Source organism: Bacillus sp. C-3-6, from assembly GCF_054509685.1.
The window spans coordinates 4,091,778-4,108,011 of sequence record NZ_CM137247.1 but is presented as its reverse complement, the minus strand read 5'-3'; the positions used below and the strand labels follow the sequence as shown (position 1 = coordinate 4,108,011).

The 16,234-nt window shown below is 37.2% G+C and carries 15 protein-coding genes; 13 read left to right on the top strand and 2 right to left on the bottom strand.

The window, feature by feature from the left end; genetic code table 11:
• Window positions 1-11: 11 nt before the first annotated feature.
• Window positions 12-569, top strand: a complete 558-nt coding sequence (locus ACW0JX_RS21075; RefSeq protein WP_459245042.1) for a ComE operon protein 2 — start codon at window positions 12-14, stop codon at window positions 567-569.
• Window positions 570-583: 14 nt separating this feature from the next.
• The gene (locus tag ACW0JX_RS21070; RefSeq protein WP_098976534.1) at window positions 584-2,905 is read left to right on the top strand and encodes a DNA internalization-related competence protein ComEC/Rec2; all 2,322 of its coding nucleotides are present in this window, start codon (window positions 584-586) and stop codon (window positions 2,903-2,905) included.
• A 31-nt stretch (window positions 2,906-2,936) separates the two neighbouring features.
• On the opposite strand, the gene ACW0JX_RS21065 is transcribed toward ACW0JX_RS21070, so the two are convergent.
• Window positions 2,937-3,071 (bottom strand): YqzM family protein, encoded by a 135-nt coding sequence (locus ACW0JX_RS21065; RefSeq protein ID WP_000997609.1) that lies wholly within the window; start codon window positions 3,069-3,071, stop codon window positions 2,937-2,939.
• A gap of 346 nt (window positions 3,072-3,417) precedes the next feature.
• Here ACW0JX_RS21065 and holA point away from each other — a divergent pair, with 346 nt between their 5' ends.
• A complete protein-coding gene (gene holA / locus ACW0JX_RS21060; RefSeq protein WP_001279933.1) occupies window positions 3,418-4,428 on the top strand; it encodes a DNA polymerase III subunit delta in 1,011 nt (336 codons plus the stop codon).
• A gap of 85 nt (window positions 4,429-4,513) precedes the next feature.
• Here holA and rpsT read toward each other — a convergent pair whose 3' ends face one another.
• Entirely contained in the window at window positions 4,514-4,771 is a 258-nt protein-coding gene (gene rpsT, locus ACW0JX_RS21055) for a 30S ribosomal protein S20 (RefSeq protein WP_001274012.1), read from the bottom strand.
• A 180-nt stretch (window positions 4,772-4,951) separates the two neighbouring features.
• On the opposite strand from rpsT, the gene gpr reads away from it, so the two are divergent.
• The 10 genes from gpr to prmA all read left to right on the top strand — a co-directional run bounded on the left by gpr (window position 4,952) and on the right by prmA (window position 16,127).
• Window positions 4,952-6,055, top strand: a complete 1,104-nt coding sequence (gene gpr, locus ACW0JX_RS21050; RefSeq protein WP_075719071.1) for a GPR endopeptidase — start codon at window positions 4,952-4,954, stop codon at window positions 6,053-6,055.
• On the top strand, window positions 6,052-6,417 hold the full coding sequence (locus ACW0JX_RS21045; RefSeq protein ID WP_098976532.1) for a YqxA family protein: 366 nt from the start codon (window positions 6,052-6,054) through the stop codon (window positions 6,415-6,417). Before gpr ends, ACW0JX_RS21045 begins: the two co-directional genes overlap by 4 nt.
• Before the next feature lie 210 nt (window positions 6,418-6,627).
• Window positions 6,628-8,451: an elongation factor 4 gene (gene lepA / locus ACW0JX_RS21040; protein WP_001030948.1), complete on the top strand. Its 1,824-nt coding sequence runs from the start codon at window positions 6,628-6,630 to the stop codon at window positions 8,449-8,451.
• A 130-nt stretch (window positions 8,452-8,581) separates the two neighbouring features.
• Window positions 8,582-8,956 carry a winged helix-turn-helix transcriptional regulator gene (locus tag ACW0JX_RS21035; protein WP_001293539.1) on the top strand — a complete coding sequence of 125 codons (375 nt, stop codon included), beginning with the start codon at window positions 8,582-8,584 and terminating at the stop codon, window positions 8,954-8,956.
• Between the two features lie 51 nt (window positions 8,957-9,007).
• A complete protein-coding gene (hemW, locus tag ACW0JX_RS21030) occupies window positions 9,008-10,147 on the top strand; it encodes a radical SAM family heme chaperone HemW (RefSeq protein WP_098976531.1) in 1,140 nt (379 codons plus the stop codon).
• Between the two features lie 133 nt (window positions 10,148-10,280).
• Entirely contained in the window at window positions 10,281-11,297 is a 1,017-nt protein-coding gene (gene hrcA, locus ACW0JX_RS21025; protein WP_000954942.1) for a heat-inducible transcriptional repressor HrcA, read from the top strand.
• Window positions 11,298-11,411: 114 nt separating this feature from the next.
• The gene (gene grpE, locus ACW0JX_RS21020) at window positions 11,412-11,978 is read left to right on the top strand and encodes a nucleotide exchange factor GrpE (RefSeq protein ID WP_000392711.1); all 567 of its coding nucleotides are present in this window, start codon (window positions 11,412-11,414) and stop codon (window positions 11,976-11,978) included.
• A gap of 26 nt (window positions 11,979-12,004) precedes the next feature.
• Window positions 12,005-13,840, top strand: coding sequence for a chaperone protein DnaK (gene dnaK, locus ACW0JX_RS21015; RefSeq protein WP_000034701.1), 1,836 nt, complete (start codon window positions 12,005-12,007; stop codon window positions 13,838-13,840).
• A gap of 204 nt (window positions 13,841-14,044) precedes the next feature.
• A complete protein-coding gene (gene dnaJ / locus ACW0JX_RS21010) occupies window positions 14,045-15,160 on the top strand; it encodes a chaperone protein DnaJ (protein ID WP_000043947.1) in 1,116 nt (371 codons plus the stop codon).
• 28 nt (window positions 15,161-15,188) lie between these two features.
• Complete coding sequence (prmA, locus tag ACW0JX_RS21005; RefSeq protein ID WP_098976530.1) at window positions 15,189-16,127, top strand: 50S ribosomal protein L11 methyltransferase; 939 nt, start codon at window positions 15,189-15,191, stop codon at window positions 16,125-16,127.
• Window positions 16,128-16,234: the final 107 nt, after the last annotated feature.

The window sequence follows — 16,234 nt, the reverse complement described above, 5'->3', positions numbered from 1 at the left end:
AGGTGAAAAATATGGAACGAATTTCATGGGATCAATATTTTATGACGCAAAGCCATCTACTATCGTTACGTAGTACATGTACAAGGCTTGCGGTAGGAGCGACAATCGTTCGCGATAAACGAATTATTGCTGGTGGATATAATGGTTCGATTAAAGGTGGCGTACATTGTATAGATGATGGTTGTTACGTAATCGATAATCATTGTGTTCGGACAATTCATGCCGAAATGAATGCTTTATTACAATGTGCCAAGTTTGGTGCGAAAACAGAGGAAGCAGAAATTTACGTTACGCATTTCCCTTGTTTACAATGTTGTAAGGCAATTATTCAAAGTGGTATTACAGCGGTTTATTATGCGCAGGATTATAAAAATCATCCATACGCCATAGAGTTATTTGAACAAGCGAATGTAACAGTGAAGCACGTTCCGCTAGAATATGATATCGCTGCATTAGAGGAGCAAAAACGTTATACGGAGTTAAAAGAATTATTTGCGTCTTTAGAAAAAGATAATTTATCAATGGAAGAATTACAGCATGTATTCACGAAAGTAAAAATGATGCTATAAGGAGTGAGTATAAGTTGCAGGAACAATGGGGGTATGTTGCAATCTCGTTTATAATAGGGATTGCAATTGCCTTTTCCTCGTCACTTTTATTGATAGTTTTTTACCTCTTTTTAAATGGTTTCTTCTGTTTATATCGCACTTCGCGTAAAACCTTCTTTTTTTGCATTGTAGCGTGCTTTAGTGGCGCTGTATACACTTCCTATGTTCAAGGGTGGAATAAGTCTCTAGGAGAGCCCTATGGAGTTACAAGAGGGGTTATACAAAACACACCGCTTGTTAATGGAGATCGCCTATCTTTTCAGTTTGAAGATCACAATAAAAATATAGTGCAGTTAAGTTATAGAATAAAATCAGCCTTGGAAAAGGAAAAAATGCAACAATTATACGCAGGGATATCATGTGTATTCGAGGGTGAGAGGAAAGAACCGCAAACAGCTCGGAATTTTCATGGTTTTAATTACCGTGATTATTTATACAAGCAACATATTCATTTCACATTTGAGGCTGCATATATTTCTGAATGCTATAAAACATCACTGTCGCTCATGCAACGGATTCTCCTTTTGAGGCAACAAGTAATCTCGAAAGTTACAGAGATGTTTCCAGAGCAATCAGGTGCTTTTATGAATGCGTTACTATTTGGTGATAGACAACAAATGACGTTTGAAGTGGAAGAGCAATATCAACAGTTTGGTCTTGTACATTTGTTAGCAATTTCAGGTTCGCACATTGTATTGTTAATGGTGATAGTATATTTTATTTTGCTAAGAAGTGGTGCGACGAGGGAGGTAGCAACAATTTGCCTTATCATTTGTATTCCTTTGTATATGGTTTTAGCAGGGGCGTCACCCTCTGTTATAAGGGCTTCTATAACAGGAGTTTTGACGTTGATTGCTTTTATGTGCTCGATTCGTTTATCTAGTTTAGATGCTTTAAGTGTAACAGCTATATGTATGCTTATATATGACCCTTATCTTGTTTTTAATATTGGATTTCAGTTTTCTTTTGTAGGTAGCTTCGCTTTACTTTTGTCTGCTCCGTTATTGTTAGTGAGTAGCAACGGAGTAATCCGAAATTCTATTTATATTTCTATCATTTCACAGCTCGTTAGTACTCCGATTTTGTTATATCACTTTGGTTATTTTTCTCCATATAGCATTTTCCTCAATCTTTTATACGTTCCGTTTTTATCTATCATTGTATTACCATGTAGCATTATTATTTTACTGTGTATGCCAATTGTCCCGTTTCTCGCAAAAGGATTTGCGGATGTGTTATCAATAGGCTTGAGTATGTCTAATGTTTTTCTAAGTTATTGTGAAAGTTTACCATTTAACCAGCTTATTTTCGGGAAAACGTCCTTCAATCTTGTAGCTGTATATTGCGCGAGTATTGTCAGTATATTGATGGTTTGGGAAAGGAGAGCGCCGAAAAAAATGGTTTGTATAGTTGTGAGTATATTTCTTTTTATTAGCACGTGTCATTATGTATATCCATATTTTAGAGGAAGTGGAAGTGTAACATTTATTGATGTTGGACAAGGTGATGCAATATTAATTCGCCTTCCGTATGATAAAGGGGTTTATCTTATTGATACAGGTGGAACGCTTCGTGTCAATAAGGAAGAGTGGCAACAAAAAAAGCATGAATTTTCTGTTGGAAATGATGTTTTAATACCCTATTTACAAAAAGAAGGTATTAAAACAATTGATAAATTAATCGTAACGCATGGAGATGCAGATCATATAGGTGCTGCGCAAGAATTATTATCATATATACCTGTAAAAGAAGTTGTATTTGGCCGAAAGGGAAAAGATGCAGTATTAGAAAAAGTAGTAAAGAAACAGGCATTAGAAAAGGAAATGAAAATAACTGAAGTGGGGGAAGGGGAAAGTTGGAGTGTAAATGAAGCTGAATTTTTCGTTTTAGCTCCAAAAGGAAAAGAAAAAAGTGAAAATAATGCTTCAATTGTAATATGGGCAAAATTTGGAGGATTGACGTGGCTATTTACAGGCGATTTAGAAGAAGAAGGAGAGCAGTTTTTAGTATCTGCGTATCCAGATTTGCGAGTAGATGTTTTAAAAGTTGCTCATCATGGAAGTAACACGTCATCTATAGAGTCTTTTTTGAACGTTATACAGCCCCGTGTAGCGATTATATCTGTTGGTAAGCAGAATAGATATGGACACCCACATAAAGAAGTGATAGAGCGTTTGGAGAAGATGGGGAGTGCGATATGGCGCACGGACAAGCAAGGTGCTATTTCCTATGTTTTTAAAGGGGAAAATGGAACCTTTCAAAGTAAAATCACATACGATAAGACATATAATAGGTGAAAAAGAGAAGACTGCCATGAAGTGGCAGCCTTTAAGAACCGATAAATTTAATAACAGTTGCAATGATGAAAAGTGTTGCGAAAAAACCAAATGAGACGATAAATCCTACCCCTGAATCAATAGCGTCATTGCGTTTACTTTGAACGTTTTGTTCAAAATCATTCATTTAGAATCCCTCCCCAACATTCCACTTTAGTATAAAATATTGTCAGAAAAAAATCTACAATTTCCATATGAAGAGAAAATGAGCTTTTTTGCTACTTTTAGATCATGAAGTAACGTGAGTTTTTTGTTTCCAAGCATGTTAACAGTTGGCACTTATACTCGAATTTTTATTGTGAATAATAAAGGGAAGGTGATTACCGCACACCAATAAGAAACCCGGGGCTTATTGCGTGGCGTTTAATATAAATAAAGGGACGGGTTATAAAGCCTGTTCCTTTGTACTTGTAAAACAAAAGCTAGGGCATTAGTATAAATATATATTGCCAAGTTAGGGAGTAGGAAAAAGTATGAGTGATATACATAAAAAAATTAAAAAGAAACAGTTTGCTTCGTTATATTTACTATATGGAACGGAAGCTTTTTTTATAAATGAAACGATAAAGCTTATTACGACAGAAGCACTTGAAGAAGAAGATCGAGAGTTTAATGTTGTGACATACGATTTGGAAGAAGCATATTTAGAAGATGTGGTTGAGGATGCGCGTACGCTTCCTTTCTTTGGAGAACGGAAAGTACTGTTAATAAAATCACCGCTATTTCTGACTTCGCAAAAAGAAAAGTTAGAGCAAAATATAAAAATTTTAGAAGAATACATTGGTGAACCTTCTCCATTTTCTATTCTTGTTTTTGTTGCGCCTTACGAAAAACTTGATGAGCGAAAAAAAATTACAAAACTATTAAAGAAAACAGCAGATGTAGTAGAAGCGAATGCGATGCAAGTGCAGGATGTTCAGAAGTGGATTATTGCTCGTGCAGATGAAGTGCATGTGCACATTGATAACGCGGCTGTTAGTTTGTTGCTAGAGCTTGTGGGAAGTAATGTAACGATGTTGGCGAAGGAAATGGACAAGTTAACGTTATACGTTGGTATGGGCGGAGAGATTACGACGAAACTTGTTGCAGAGCTTGTGCCAAAATCAGTTGAGCAAAATGTATTTGCTTTGACAGAAAAAGTGGTGAAAAAAGATATTGCAGGTGCAATGCAAATTTTGGATGGATTATTTACGCAGCAGGAAGAACCGATTAAATTGCTTGCGTTATTAGTGAGTCAATTCCGTTTGTTGTATCAAGTGAAAGAGTTACAGCAACGTGGTTATGGGCAAAATCAAATTGCATCTCATATTGGTGTACATCCGTATCGTGTAAAATTGGCGATGAATCAAACGAAATTTTTCTCTTTTGAAGAATTAAAAAAAGTGATTATAGAATTAGCGGAAGCTGATTATAGTATGAAGACGGGAAAGATGGATAAGAAACTTGTGCTCGAGTTTTTCTTAATGCGATTAAATCATATGTGATGACACAAAAAAAGTTCATGTACCTAGTGCATGAACTTTTTTTGTATATAAAAAAACGATCCAAATGGATCGTTTTTTAAACGCCTTACGCGTTTACTTGTTTCGCTAAGCGAGATTTTTGACGAGATGCAGCGTTTTGGTGGATAAGACCTTTACGAGCTGCTTTGTCAAGTTTTTTAGAAGCAGTTTTGAAAGCTTCTTTAGCATTTTCAAGATCGTTATTAGTAACTAAAGCTTCTACAGTTTTAACAGCAGAACGCATGTCAGACTTGATAGAAGCGTTATGTGCACGACGCTCTTCGCTAAGTTTAGCGCGTTTGATAGCAGATTTGATGTTTGCCATACTTTTCACCTCCCTGGTGCAATCGAATGACTCGATTCTTACATAGAACAAGTGATATTCTATCAAACGGTGAAGAGAATTGCAATAGTATATCCATGAAATTTCACGTAAAGGAAAGAATGACCTTATATAACTTTGGGAAATCTAACGATATTTACTATGAATTACGGAGGAGATACGATGAAAGAACCATTGGATTTAAGTAAATATAGCGTTAGAACTGACCTTGCTGTAGAAGCTCATCAAATGTTGCAAGAAAGCCAAGAAGAACAAAAAGGGGTACAGGGGGTAATTGTAAAAGAGAGGGAAGAAGAAGGTACTATAATTACAAAAGTAACAATTGATGAAGCTGCCTCTGAAGCGATGGGTAAAAAACCTGGAAATTATTTAACGCTTGAAGTACAAGGTATACGTCAGCAAGATACAGAACTTCAACAAAAAGTGGAGCGTATTTTTGCAAAAGAATTTTCTTATTTCTTAGAAGAGGTTGGTGTTACAAAAGAAGCGAGCTGTTTAATTGTAGGCCTTGGGAATTGGAATGTAACACCGGATGCTCTTGGGCCAATAGTTGTAGAAAATGTATTAGTAACGAGACATTTGTTTCAATTGCAGCCTGAAAGTGTAGAAGAAGGATTCAGGCCTGTTAGTGCAATTCGGCCGGGGGTAATGGGGATTACAGGCATCGAAACGAGCGATGTTATTTATGGGATTATTGAGAAGACAAATCCAGACTTTGTAATTGCGATTGACGCATTAGCTGCCCGTTCTATTGAACGAGTAAATAGCACGATACAAATTTCTGATACTGGAATCCATCCTGGATCAGGGGTTGGGAATAAACGTAAGGAACTAAGTAAAGAGACATTAGGTATCCCTGTTATCGCAATTGGTGTTCCGACTGTGGTCGATGCAGTTTCGATTACAAGTGATACGATTGATTTTATTTTGAAACATTTTGGTCGAGAGATGAAAGAAGGAAACAAACCTTCAAGATCTTTGTTACCAGCGGGATTTTCATTTGGAGAAAAGAAAAAATTAACAGAAGAAGATATGCCAGATGAAAAGAGCCGAAATATGTTTTTAGGTGCTGTTGGTACGTTAGAAGAAGAAGAAAAAAGAAGGTTGATTTATGAAGTGCTATCGCCTCTTGGTCATAACTTAATGGTGACCCCAAAAGAAGTAGATACTTTTATTGAGGATATGGCGAATGTAATAGCGAGTGGTTTAAATGCAGCGCTGCATCATCAAATTGATCAAGATAATACGGGAGCGTATACACATTGAGGGAGAAAAATGATAATAGTTTGAGTCGTTTTGCGCTTTTGTGTATATGTAGTGTAGCTTTATGTTTACTTATGATGATAGCAGGAGTGTCACTTGCTAATCATGGTTTGAAAAGTATGAAAGGTTATCGGCAATTGTCGTATGAACAAATAGCTCATATGACAGGGACAGAGAGTACAGGTGCTGAATCAGAAATTTTGGGTAGTTCGTTTTCAGCTTCAGAAAAACAACAACAATTAGAACGTTTAAGAAGTTTTAATGTTGTAGAAGGAATTGGGATGGCGGTAGCAAGTGTAGCTTATGAAATGACGAAGTTCGGAACGGATATAGTTGTTGGGAAAATAAAGGGGATTTTTAGCTAAGAGTAGCATGGGAGATGGTTGTTTTACTGATTTGTAAGACAACCGTTTTAAAATTTGAAAAGGGTTTGTCTCTTATGGTTTATTCGCATAAGATATAGATAGAATGATTTGTATCGTAAGCAGCACGAGTTTTCATTGAATCTTTGTTGCTCTATTGATATAATCAGTGCTAGTGTATATTGGCGAGACTATTAGGAGTTGAGAACATAGATGAACAAAGAAGAAAGAGCAAAAAGACAGTCCAAAATTCGTAATTTCTCTATTATTGCTCATATTGACCACGGAAAATCAACGTTAGCAGACCGTATTTTAGAGAAAACAAATGCGTTAACACAACGCGAAATGAAAGCTCAGTTGCTTGACTCTATGGATTTAGAGCGTGAGCGTGGTATTACAATCAAATTAAACGCAGTTCAATTAAACTATAAAGCAAAAGATGGTGAAGAGTATATTCTTCATTTAATTGATACACCAGGACACGTCGACTTTACGTACGAAGTATCTCGTAGTTTAGCGGCTTGTGAAGGCGCGATTCTTGTAGTAGATGCAGCGCAAGGTATTGAAGCTCAAACGTTAGCGAACGTATACTTAGCGCTCGATAACAACTTAGAAATTTTACCAGTTATCAATAAAATCGACTTACCAAGTGCGGATCCAGAACGTGTACGTCAAGAGGTAGAAGATGTAATTGGTTTAGATGCATCAGAAGCGGTACTTGCTTCTGCGAAAGCTGGAATTGGTATTGAAGAAATTTTAGAACAAATTGTTGAAAAAGTACCAGCTCCGGCAGGTGATTCAGAAGAGCCGTTACAATGTATGATTTTCGACTCTTTATATGATCCGTACCGTGGTGTAATTGCTTATATCCGTGTTGTAAATGGAACGGTAAAAGTTGGCGATAAAGTACGTATGATGGCAACGGGTAAAGAATTTGAAGTAACAGAAGTAGGTGTATTTACACCGAAAACTACGCAACGTGACGAGTTAACAGTAGGTGATGTAGGTTTCTTAGCAGCATCTATTAAAAACGTAGGTGATACACGTGTTGGTGATACGATTACACATGCGAAACGTCCAGCTGCAGAGGCGTTACCAGGTTACCGTAAATTAAACCCGATGGTATTCTGTGGGCTGTATCCAATTGATTCTGCTCGTTATAACGATTTACGTGATGCGTTAGAAAAATTAGAGTTAAACGATTCTGCTCTTGAGTTTGAACCAGAAACATCTCAAGCGTTAGGATTTGGTTTCCGTTGTGGATTCTTAGGGCTTCTTCACATGGAAATCATTCAAGAACGTATTGAACGTGAATTTAAGATTGACTTAATTACAACAGCGCCAAGCGTTATTTATAAAGTTTATTTAACAAACGGTGAAGATGTTATTGTTGATAATCCATCTAATATGCCAGATCCACAGTCTATCGATCGTGTAGAAGAGCCGTTTGTGAAGGCTTCAATTATGGTTCCGAATGACTATGTTGGAGCTGTAATGGAAATTTGCCAAGGTAAACGTGGAACGTTTATTGATATGCAATATTTAGATGAAACGCGTGTTACATTAACATATGAAATCCCGTTATCAGAAATCGTATATGACTTCTTCGATCAATTGAAATCAAATACGAAAGGGTATGCATCATTTGACTACGAGTTAATTGGTTATAAACCATCTAAACTTGTGAAAATGGATATTCTTTTAAATAATGAACAAGTGGATGCTTTATCATTTATCGTACACCGTGATTCAGCGTATGACCGTGGTAAAGTAATTGTAGAGAAATTAAAAGAATTAATTCCGAGACAACAGTTCGAAGTACCAATTCAGGCGACTATCGGAAATAAAGTTGTAGCACGTTCTACAATTAAGGCGATGCGTAAAAACGTACTTGCAAAATGTTACGGCGGTGACATTTCTCGTAAGCGTAAACTTCTTGATAAGCAAAAAGAAGGTAAAAAACGTATGAAGTCTGTTGGTTCTGTAGAAGTGCCACAAGAGGCATTCATGGCTGTACTGAAAATGGATGACAACTAATATTTGAAATAAAAAAGAAGTCGTTTGTGCGGCTTCTTTTTTCTGTATAATTACTTTTTAGACATCTGAGCAGCTCTCATTTACAATAATGAGAGAGCTTTTTAGTTCATATAGAGTTAGGAGATTGTTAATGTCCGAAAATATTCGAAAAGATATTCAAGATAAAATACAAAATGGCAATTTTAATTGTGAAAAGGAATTGACGCTTTCTATTATTAGTGGAAAGTGGAAAGTTGTGATACTGTGGCATCTTGGTGTGGAAGGGCCTCATCGTTTTAGTGAATTACAACGGTTATTCCCAAGCATTTCTCATAAAGTTTTGTCGAACCAATTAAAAGAGCTAATGGAAGATGGGATTGTTGATCGAACAGTATATCCCGAAATTCCTCCTCGTGTTGAGTATTATATGACGGAACTAGGCATGTCACTTTTACCGATCGTTGAAATGATGTATGATTGGGGAAAAATGCGAATGGAACAAATTCGTAATACGTTAGAGAAGTAGAGAATCCTCCGGAGTGCGGAGGTTTTCTTTTTAGAAAGGTAGGAGTTATATTTGGTACAAGCTGCATATATTCATATTCCGTTTTGTCAGCACATTTGTCACTATTGTGATTTTAATAAAGTGTTTATTGAACGCCAACCGGTTGATCAATATTTAGATTATTTAGAGAAGGAAATAATAAATACGGTTCAAAAAGTTCCGTTTGATAATATGAAAACGATTTTTGTGGGCGGTGGAACTCCGACAGCGTTAAATATGGAACAGACAAAAAAATTACTCGAGATTATTAATCGTCATTTGCGTCCGTTTGCTCCGAATTGTGAATTGACATTTGAAGCGAATCCAGGAGATCTACCGAAAGAGAAGTTGAATGTACTACTAGAAGGTGGAGTGAATCGAATTAGTTTTGGTGTGCAAACGTTCCGTGATGAACTGCTTGAGAAAATCGGGCGCAAGCATACAAGGGAAGATGCATTCCTAGCAATTCGAGAAGCTCAGGAAGTAGGCTTTAAAAATATTAATGTAGATATTATTTATGCTTTGCCAGGACAAACGATAGAAGATGTGAAGGAAACATTAGACATTGCTTTTACGCTTGGTGTACAACATTTCTCGGCATATTCATTAATTGTGGAACCTAAAACAGTGTTTTATAACTTAATGAATAAAGGGAAATTGCGTCTTCCGGGTGAAGACCATGAAGCTAAAATGTATGAAATGGTAATGGATGAAATGGAGAAACACGGTTATAACCAGTATGAAATTAGTAATTTTTCAAAAGGTGACAATAAAAGTAGACATAATCTCACATACTGGAATAATGAAGAGTATTATGGCTTTGGAGCTGGAGCTCATAGTTATGTGAATGGGGAACGTATTCAAAATGTAGGTCCGCTGAAGCAATATTTTAATAAAATTGATGAAACAGGATTTCCGTATTTAGATGTTCATAAGGTGACGGAGAAAGAAAGAATGGAAGAAGAACTGTTCTTAGGACTTCGAAAAACTAAAGGTGTTTCTAAAACGGCATTCCGCAATAAATTTAATGTGGAGATGGATCAAGTTTTCGCGAAGCAGTTACAAAGCAATCAAGAACAAGGATTACTTGAAGAGGAAAATGGACATGTGCGTTTAACGCGAAAAGGAAAATTATTAGGGAATGAAGTATTCCAATCATTTTTGATTGACTAATTAAATGTTCCATAGGCGTGAAAAAGTTTCATTATTTCGTGACGTTTCCGTTGACAATTGAATATCAATTTTGGTAAGTTATTAATAGATTTAGCACTCAAAGACAAAGAGTGCTAACAGAGGTGATGATGAGATGCTTACGGAACGTCAGCTCTTAATTTTACAAACAATTATTGATGACTTTATTGGATCAGCGCAGCCTGTTGGGTCTAGAACGTTGGCTAAAAAAGATGAAATTACATTTAGTTCAGCTACTATTCGAAATGAAATGGCGGACTTAGAAGAATTAGGTTTTATTGAAAAAACGCACAGTTCTTCTGGACGTGTTCCTTCTGAGAAGGGCTACCGATTTTATGTAGACCATCTTTTAGCGCCGCAAAACTTACCGAACGCTGAAATTGTACAAATTAAAGATTTATTTGCTGAAAGAATTTTTGAAGCGGAAAAAATTGCACAGCAATCTGCTCAAATTTTATCAGAACTTACGAATTATACGGCCATTGTTCTTGGACCGAAGTTAAGTACAAATAAACTTAAAAATGTACAAATTGTGCCGCTTGATCGTCAAACTGCAGTCGCTATTATTGTAACTGATACAGGGCATGTACAAAGTAAAACGATTACCGTTCCGGAATCTGTTGATTTATCAGATTTAGAAAAAATGGTTAATGTTTTAAATGAAAAGCTATCTGGCGTACCGATGGAAGAACTTCATAATAAAATCTTTAAGGAAATTGTTACAGTTTTACGTGGGTATGTTCATAATTACGATAGTGCAATAAAAATGTTAGATGGTACATTTCAAGTTCCGTTATCGGAAAAGATATACTTTGGAGGAAAAGCAAATATGCTTTCGCAGCCAGAGTTCCATGACATTCAAAAGGTTAGATCTTTGCTTACCATGATTGATAATGAAGCCGAATTTTATGACATTTTGCGTCATAAACAAGTCGGGATTCAAGTGAAAATTGGTAGGGAAAACACTTCGACGGCTATGGAGGATTGCAGTTTAATTTCTGCAACATATTCGATCGGCGAAGAGCAACTTGGAACAATTGCTATTTTAGGTCCTACGAGAATGCAATATTCTCGTGTAATTAGTTTGTTACAGTTATTTACGAGACAATTTACTGATGGACTTAAAAAGTAAATGAGAGTAATACATTCGCTCAAGTGATGAAATTTTCATTGCTGTGTGTAATATATAATGCTTAGGTAATCATGCTATGCATGATACCTAATACCTTTTAAGGAGGTGAATATTGTGGAAGAGCGTAACGAACAAGTGGTAGAAGAAGTAAAAGAAGCGCAAGTTGAAGAAGCTGTCACGCCAGAAAACAGTGAAGAAACTGTAGAAGAAAAAAGTGAGGCTGCTCTTTTACAAGAAAAAGTAGATGAGTTACAAGCGAAACTAACGGAAACGGAAGGTCGCACATTACGTCTACAAGCTGATTTTGAAAATTATAAGCGCCGTGTCCAAATGGATAAACAGGCTGCTGAAAAATATAGAGCACAAAGTCTAGTTTCAGACATCTTGCCAGCTCTTGATAATTTTGAAAGAGCAATGCAAGTGGAAGCGACTGATGAGCAAACGAAATCCTTGTTACAAGGTATGGAAATGGTGCATCGTCAATTGTTAGAAGCGCTGACTAAAGAAGGTGTGGAAGTGATTGAAGCTGTTGGTAAACAGTTTGATCCTAATGAACACCAAGCTATTATGCAAGTGGAAGATAGTGAATTTGAATCAAACGCGGTTGTGGAAGAATTCCAAAAAGGTTATAAATTAAAAGACCGTGTGATTCGCCCATCAATGGTAAAAGTAAATCAATAATTTACATAAAACTAGGAGGATTCGCCATGAGTAAAATTATCGGTATTGACTTAGGTACAACAAACTCTTGTGTAGCTGTTATGGAAGGTGGAGAACCAAAGGTTATCCCAAATCCAGAAGGAAACCGTACAACACCTTCTGTTGTAGCTTTCAAAAATGAAGAACGTCAAGTTGGGGAAGTTGCAAAGCGCCAAGCAATTACAAACCCAAATACAATCATGTCTGTTAAACGTCATATGGGTACAGACTACAAAGTAGAAGTTGAAGGTAAAGATTATACACCTCAAGAAATTTCTGCAATCATTTTACAAAACTTAAAAGCTTCTGCTGAAGCATACTTAGGTGAAACAGTAACGAAAGCTGTTATTACAGTACCTGCATACTTCAACGATGCAGAGCGTCAAGCAACGAAAGATGCTGGTCGTATCGCTGGTTTAGAAGTTGAGCGTATCATTAACGAGCCAACAGCAGCAGCACTTGCTTACGGTTTAGAAAAACAAGACGAAGAACAAAAAATCTTAGTATATGACTTAGGTGGCGGTACATTTGACGTATCTATCCTTGAGTTAGCAGACGGCACATTCGAAGTTATTTCAACTGCTGGTGACAACCGTCTTGGTGGCGATGACTTTGACCAAGTTATCATCGATCACTTAGTAGCTGAGTTCAAAAAAGAAAATAACATTGATTTAAGCCAAGATAAAATGGCGCTTCAACGCTTGAAAGATGCAGCTGAAAAAGCGAAAAAAGATCTTTCTGGTGTAACACAAACTCAAATTTCATTACCATTCATTAGTGCTGGAGCTGCTGGTCCATTACACTTAGAATTAACGTTAACAAGAGCGAAATTCGAAGAGCTTTCAGCAGGTCTTGTTGAAAGAACATTAGAGCCAACTCGTCGTGCATTAAAAGACGCTGGTTTTGCTCCAAGCGAATTAGATAAAGTTATTCTTGTTGGTGGATCTACTCGTATCCCAGCTGTACAAGAAGCTATTAAACGTGAAACTGGTAAAGAGCCATATAAAGGTGTAAACCCTGATGAAGTTGTAGCATTAGGTGCTGCAGTTCAAGGTGGCGTACTTACTGGTGATGTAGAAGGCGTTCTATTATTAGACGTAACTCCACTTTCTTTAGGTATTGAAACTATGGGTGGCGTGTTCACGAAATTAATCGAGCGTAACACTACAATTCCAACAAGTAAGTCACAAGTATTCTCGACAGCTGCTGATAATCAACCAGCAGTAGACATTCACGTATTACAAGGTGAGCGTCCAATGTCAGCTGACAACAAAACGTTAGGTCGTTTCCAATTAACTGACCTTCCACCAGCGCCACGTGGTATTCCACAAATCGAAGTAACATTCGATATTGATGCGAACGGTATCGTTAACGTACGTGCGAAAGACTTAGGAACAAGCAAAGAGCAAGCTATTACAATCCAATCTTCTTCAGGTCTTTCTGATGAGGAAGTAGAACGTATGGTACAAGAAGCGGAAGCAAATGCTGACGCTGACCAAAAACGTAAGGAAGAAGTTGAACTTCGTAACGAAGCTGACCAACTTGTATTCCAAACAGACAAAGTTGTAAAAGATTTAGAAGGTAAAGTAGATGCAGCTGAAGTTGCAAAAGCAACAGAAGCGAAAGAAGCATTACAAGCTGCAATTGAGAAAAACGAGCTTGAAGAAATTCGTGCGAAAAAAGATGCTTTACAAGAAATCGTACAACAATTAACTGTTAAATTATACGAGCAAGCTCAAGCAGCTGCTGGTCAAGCAGAAGGTGCGCAAGGTGCACAAGACGCTGGCACGAAGAAAGACAATGTAGTTGACGCTGAGTTTGAAGAAGTAAAAGAAGACAAGTAATTCAACTGTAAACATAATAAGTAAGATGACAAAAAGTCAAAGTCAAGCGTGCCTTGACTTTGGCTTTTTTCACGAATGAGAAGCGATGTGTGAGGATCTTAAGTTTTTCGCTTTGCATACTGTAAGTGAGGAAACTTTGTTGCAAAGCACTTTCTTTCGGTGTTAAAATTACGTTTATGTGAAAGATTCGGGGGTTGTAAATTTATGAGTAAACGAGACTATTATGAGGTCCTTGGACTTAGCAAGGGCGCTTCAACAGATGAAATAAAAAAAGCGTATCGTCGTTTGGCTAAAAAATACCATCCAGACGTAAGCAAAGAAGAAAATGCAATTGAAAAGTTTAAAGAAGTACAAGAAGCATACGAAGTGTTAAGTGATGATCAAAAGCGTGCGCAGTACGATCAATTTGGTCATGCTGGTGCAAATCAAGGATTCGGTGGATTTGGCGGCGGAGGAGACTTCGGCGGTGGCTTCGGTTTTGAAGATATATTTAGTTCTTTCTTTGGCGGTGGCGGCGGCAGACGTCGTGATCCAAATGCTCCGCGCCAAGGTGCTGACTTACAATATCAAGTCACTTTAGATTTTGAAGAAGCTATTTTTGGTAAGGAATTAAATGTGGAAATTCCAGTAGAAGATCCATGTGATACTTGTAAAGGTAGTGGAGCAAAACCAGGAACTTCAAAAGAAACATGTAAACATTGTTCAGGCTCTGGTCAAGTGAGTGTAGAACAAAACACACCGTTTGGTCGTATCGTAAACCGTCAAGCTTGTGGTCATTGTTCAGGAACTGGACAAATTATTAAAGAAAAATGTACGACATGTCACGGTTCAGGTAAAGTTCGTAAGCGTAAAAAAATCAATGTTAAAATTCCAGCGGGTATCGATAATGGTCAACAAATTCGTGTGTCTGGAAAAGGTGAAGCCGGCGTAAATGGCGGACCAGCAGGAGACTTATATGTTGTCGTTCATGTAAGAAATCATGAATTCTTCGAGCGTGAAGGAGATCACATTATTTGCGAAATGCCATTAACATTTGCGCAAATGGCGCTTGGTGATGAAGTGGAAGTTCCTACTGTTCATGGTAAAGTGAAGCTGAAAATTCCAGCAGGAACACAAACTGGAACAGAATTCCGCTTAAAAGGAAAAGGTGCTCCGAACGTACGTGGATACGGCCAAGGAGATCAATATGTAGTCGTTCGTGTTGTTGTACCGACGAAATTGACTTCACAGCAAAAAGATTTATTACGTGAATTTGCAGGACAAGAAGAGCAGGATGATAGTTTATTCGGAAAGCTTAAACGTGCTTTCAAAGGGGAATAATGGAAATAAAAAATGGAGTTGGTAAATTGTGAAATGGTCAGAAATTAGTATTCATACAACAGAAGAAGCAGTAGAAGCTGTCTCTCATATTTTACATGAAGCTGGTGCTAGCGGAGTTGCGATTGAGGATCCAGCGGAGTTAACGAAAGAGCGCGAGCAACAATATGGTGAAATTTATGCATTGAATCCAGATGAATATCCGGCGGAAGGTGTATTAATAAAAGCATATTTCCCGCAAACGGATTCTTTACATGAAACGATTGCAGGTGTAAAATCATCTATTGATGTGCTTCCATCTTACGACATTGAAATTGGTACTGGAAATATTACCGTTAACGAAGTCAATGAAGAAGATTGGGCTACTGCTTGGAAAAAATATTACCATCCAGTACAAATTTCTGATACATTCACAATCGTACCGACGTGGGAAGAATATACACCATCTTCTCCTGATGAAAAAATCATTGAATTAGACCCAGGTATGGCGTTTGGTACAGGAACTCATCCAACAACAACGATGTGTGTTCGTGCTTTAGAAAAAACAGTACAGCCAGGTGATGCTATCATTGATGTAGGAACAGGTTCTGGTGTGCTTAGTATTGCAGCGGCAAAATTAGGTGCGTCTTCTGTTCAAGCATATGATTTAGATCCGGTTGCAGTTGAAAGTGCAGAAATGAATGTGCGTTTAAATAAAACAGATGATATCGTGTCTGTTGGGCAAAATAGTCTTTTAGAAGGTATTGAAGGTCCTGTTGATTTAATTGTAGCTAACTTATTAGCAGAAATTATTCTTTTATTCCCTGAAGATGCAGCGAGAGTTGTGAAGTCAGGTGGATTATTTATTACATCGGGCATTATTGCTGCGAAGGAAAAAGTAATTTCTGAGGCGTTAGAACAAGCTGGATTTACAATTGAAGAAGTGTTACGAATGGAAGATTGGGTAGCAATTATTGCACGAAATGCGTAATATAGATTTTAGTCTATAATGAAAAGGGGAGTCTCTCACTATAAGGTGAGGGACTTGCCGTTTGTTATATGAAAAATGATAATGTTTCGTTCTTTTCGTAAGTGTTG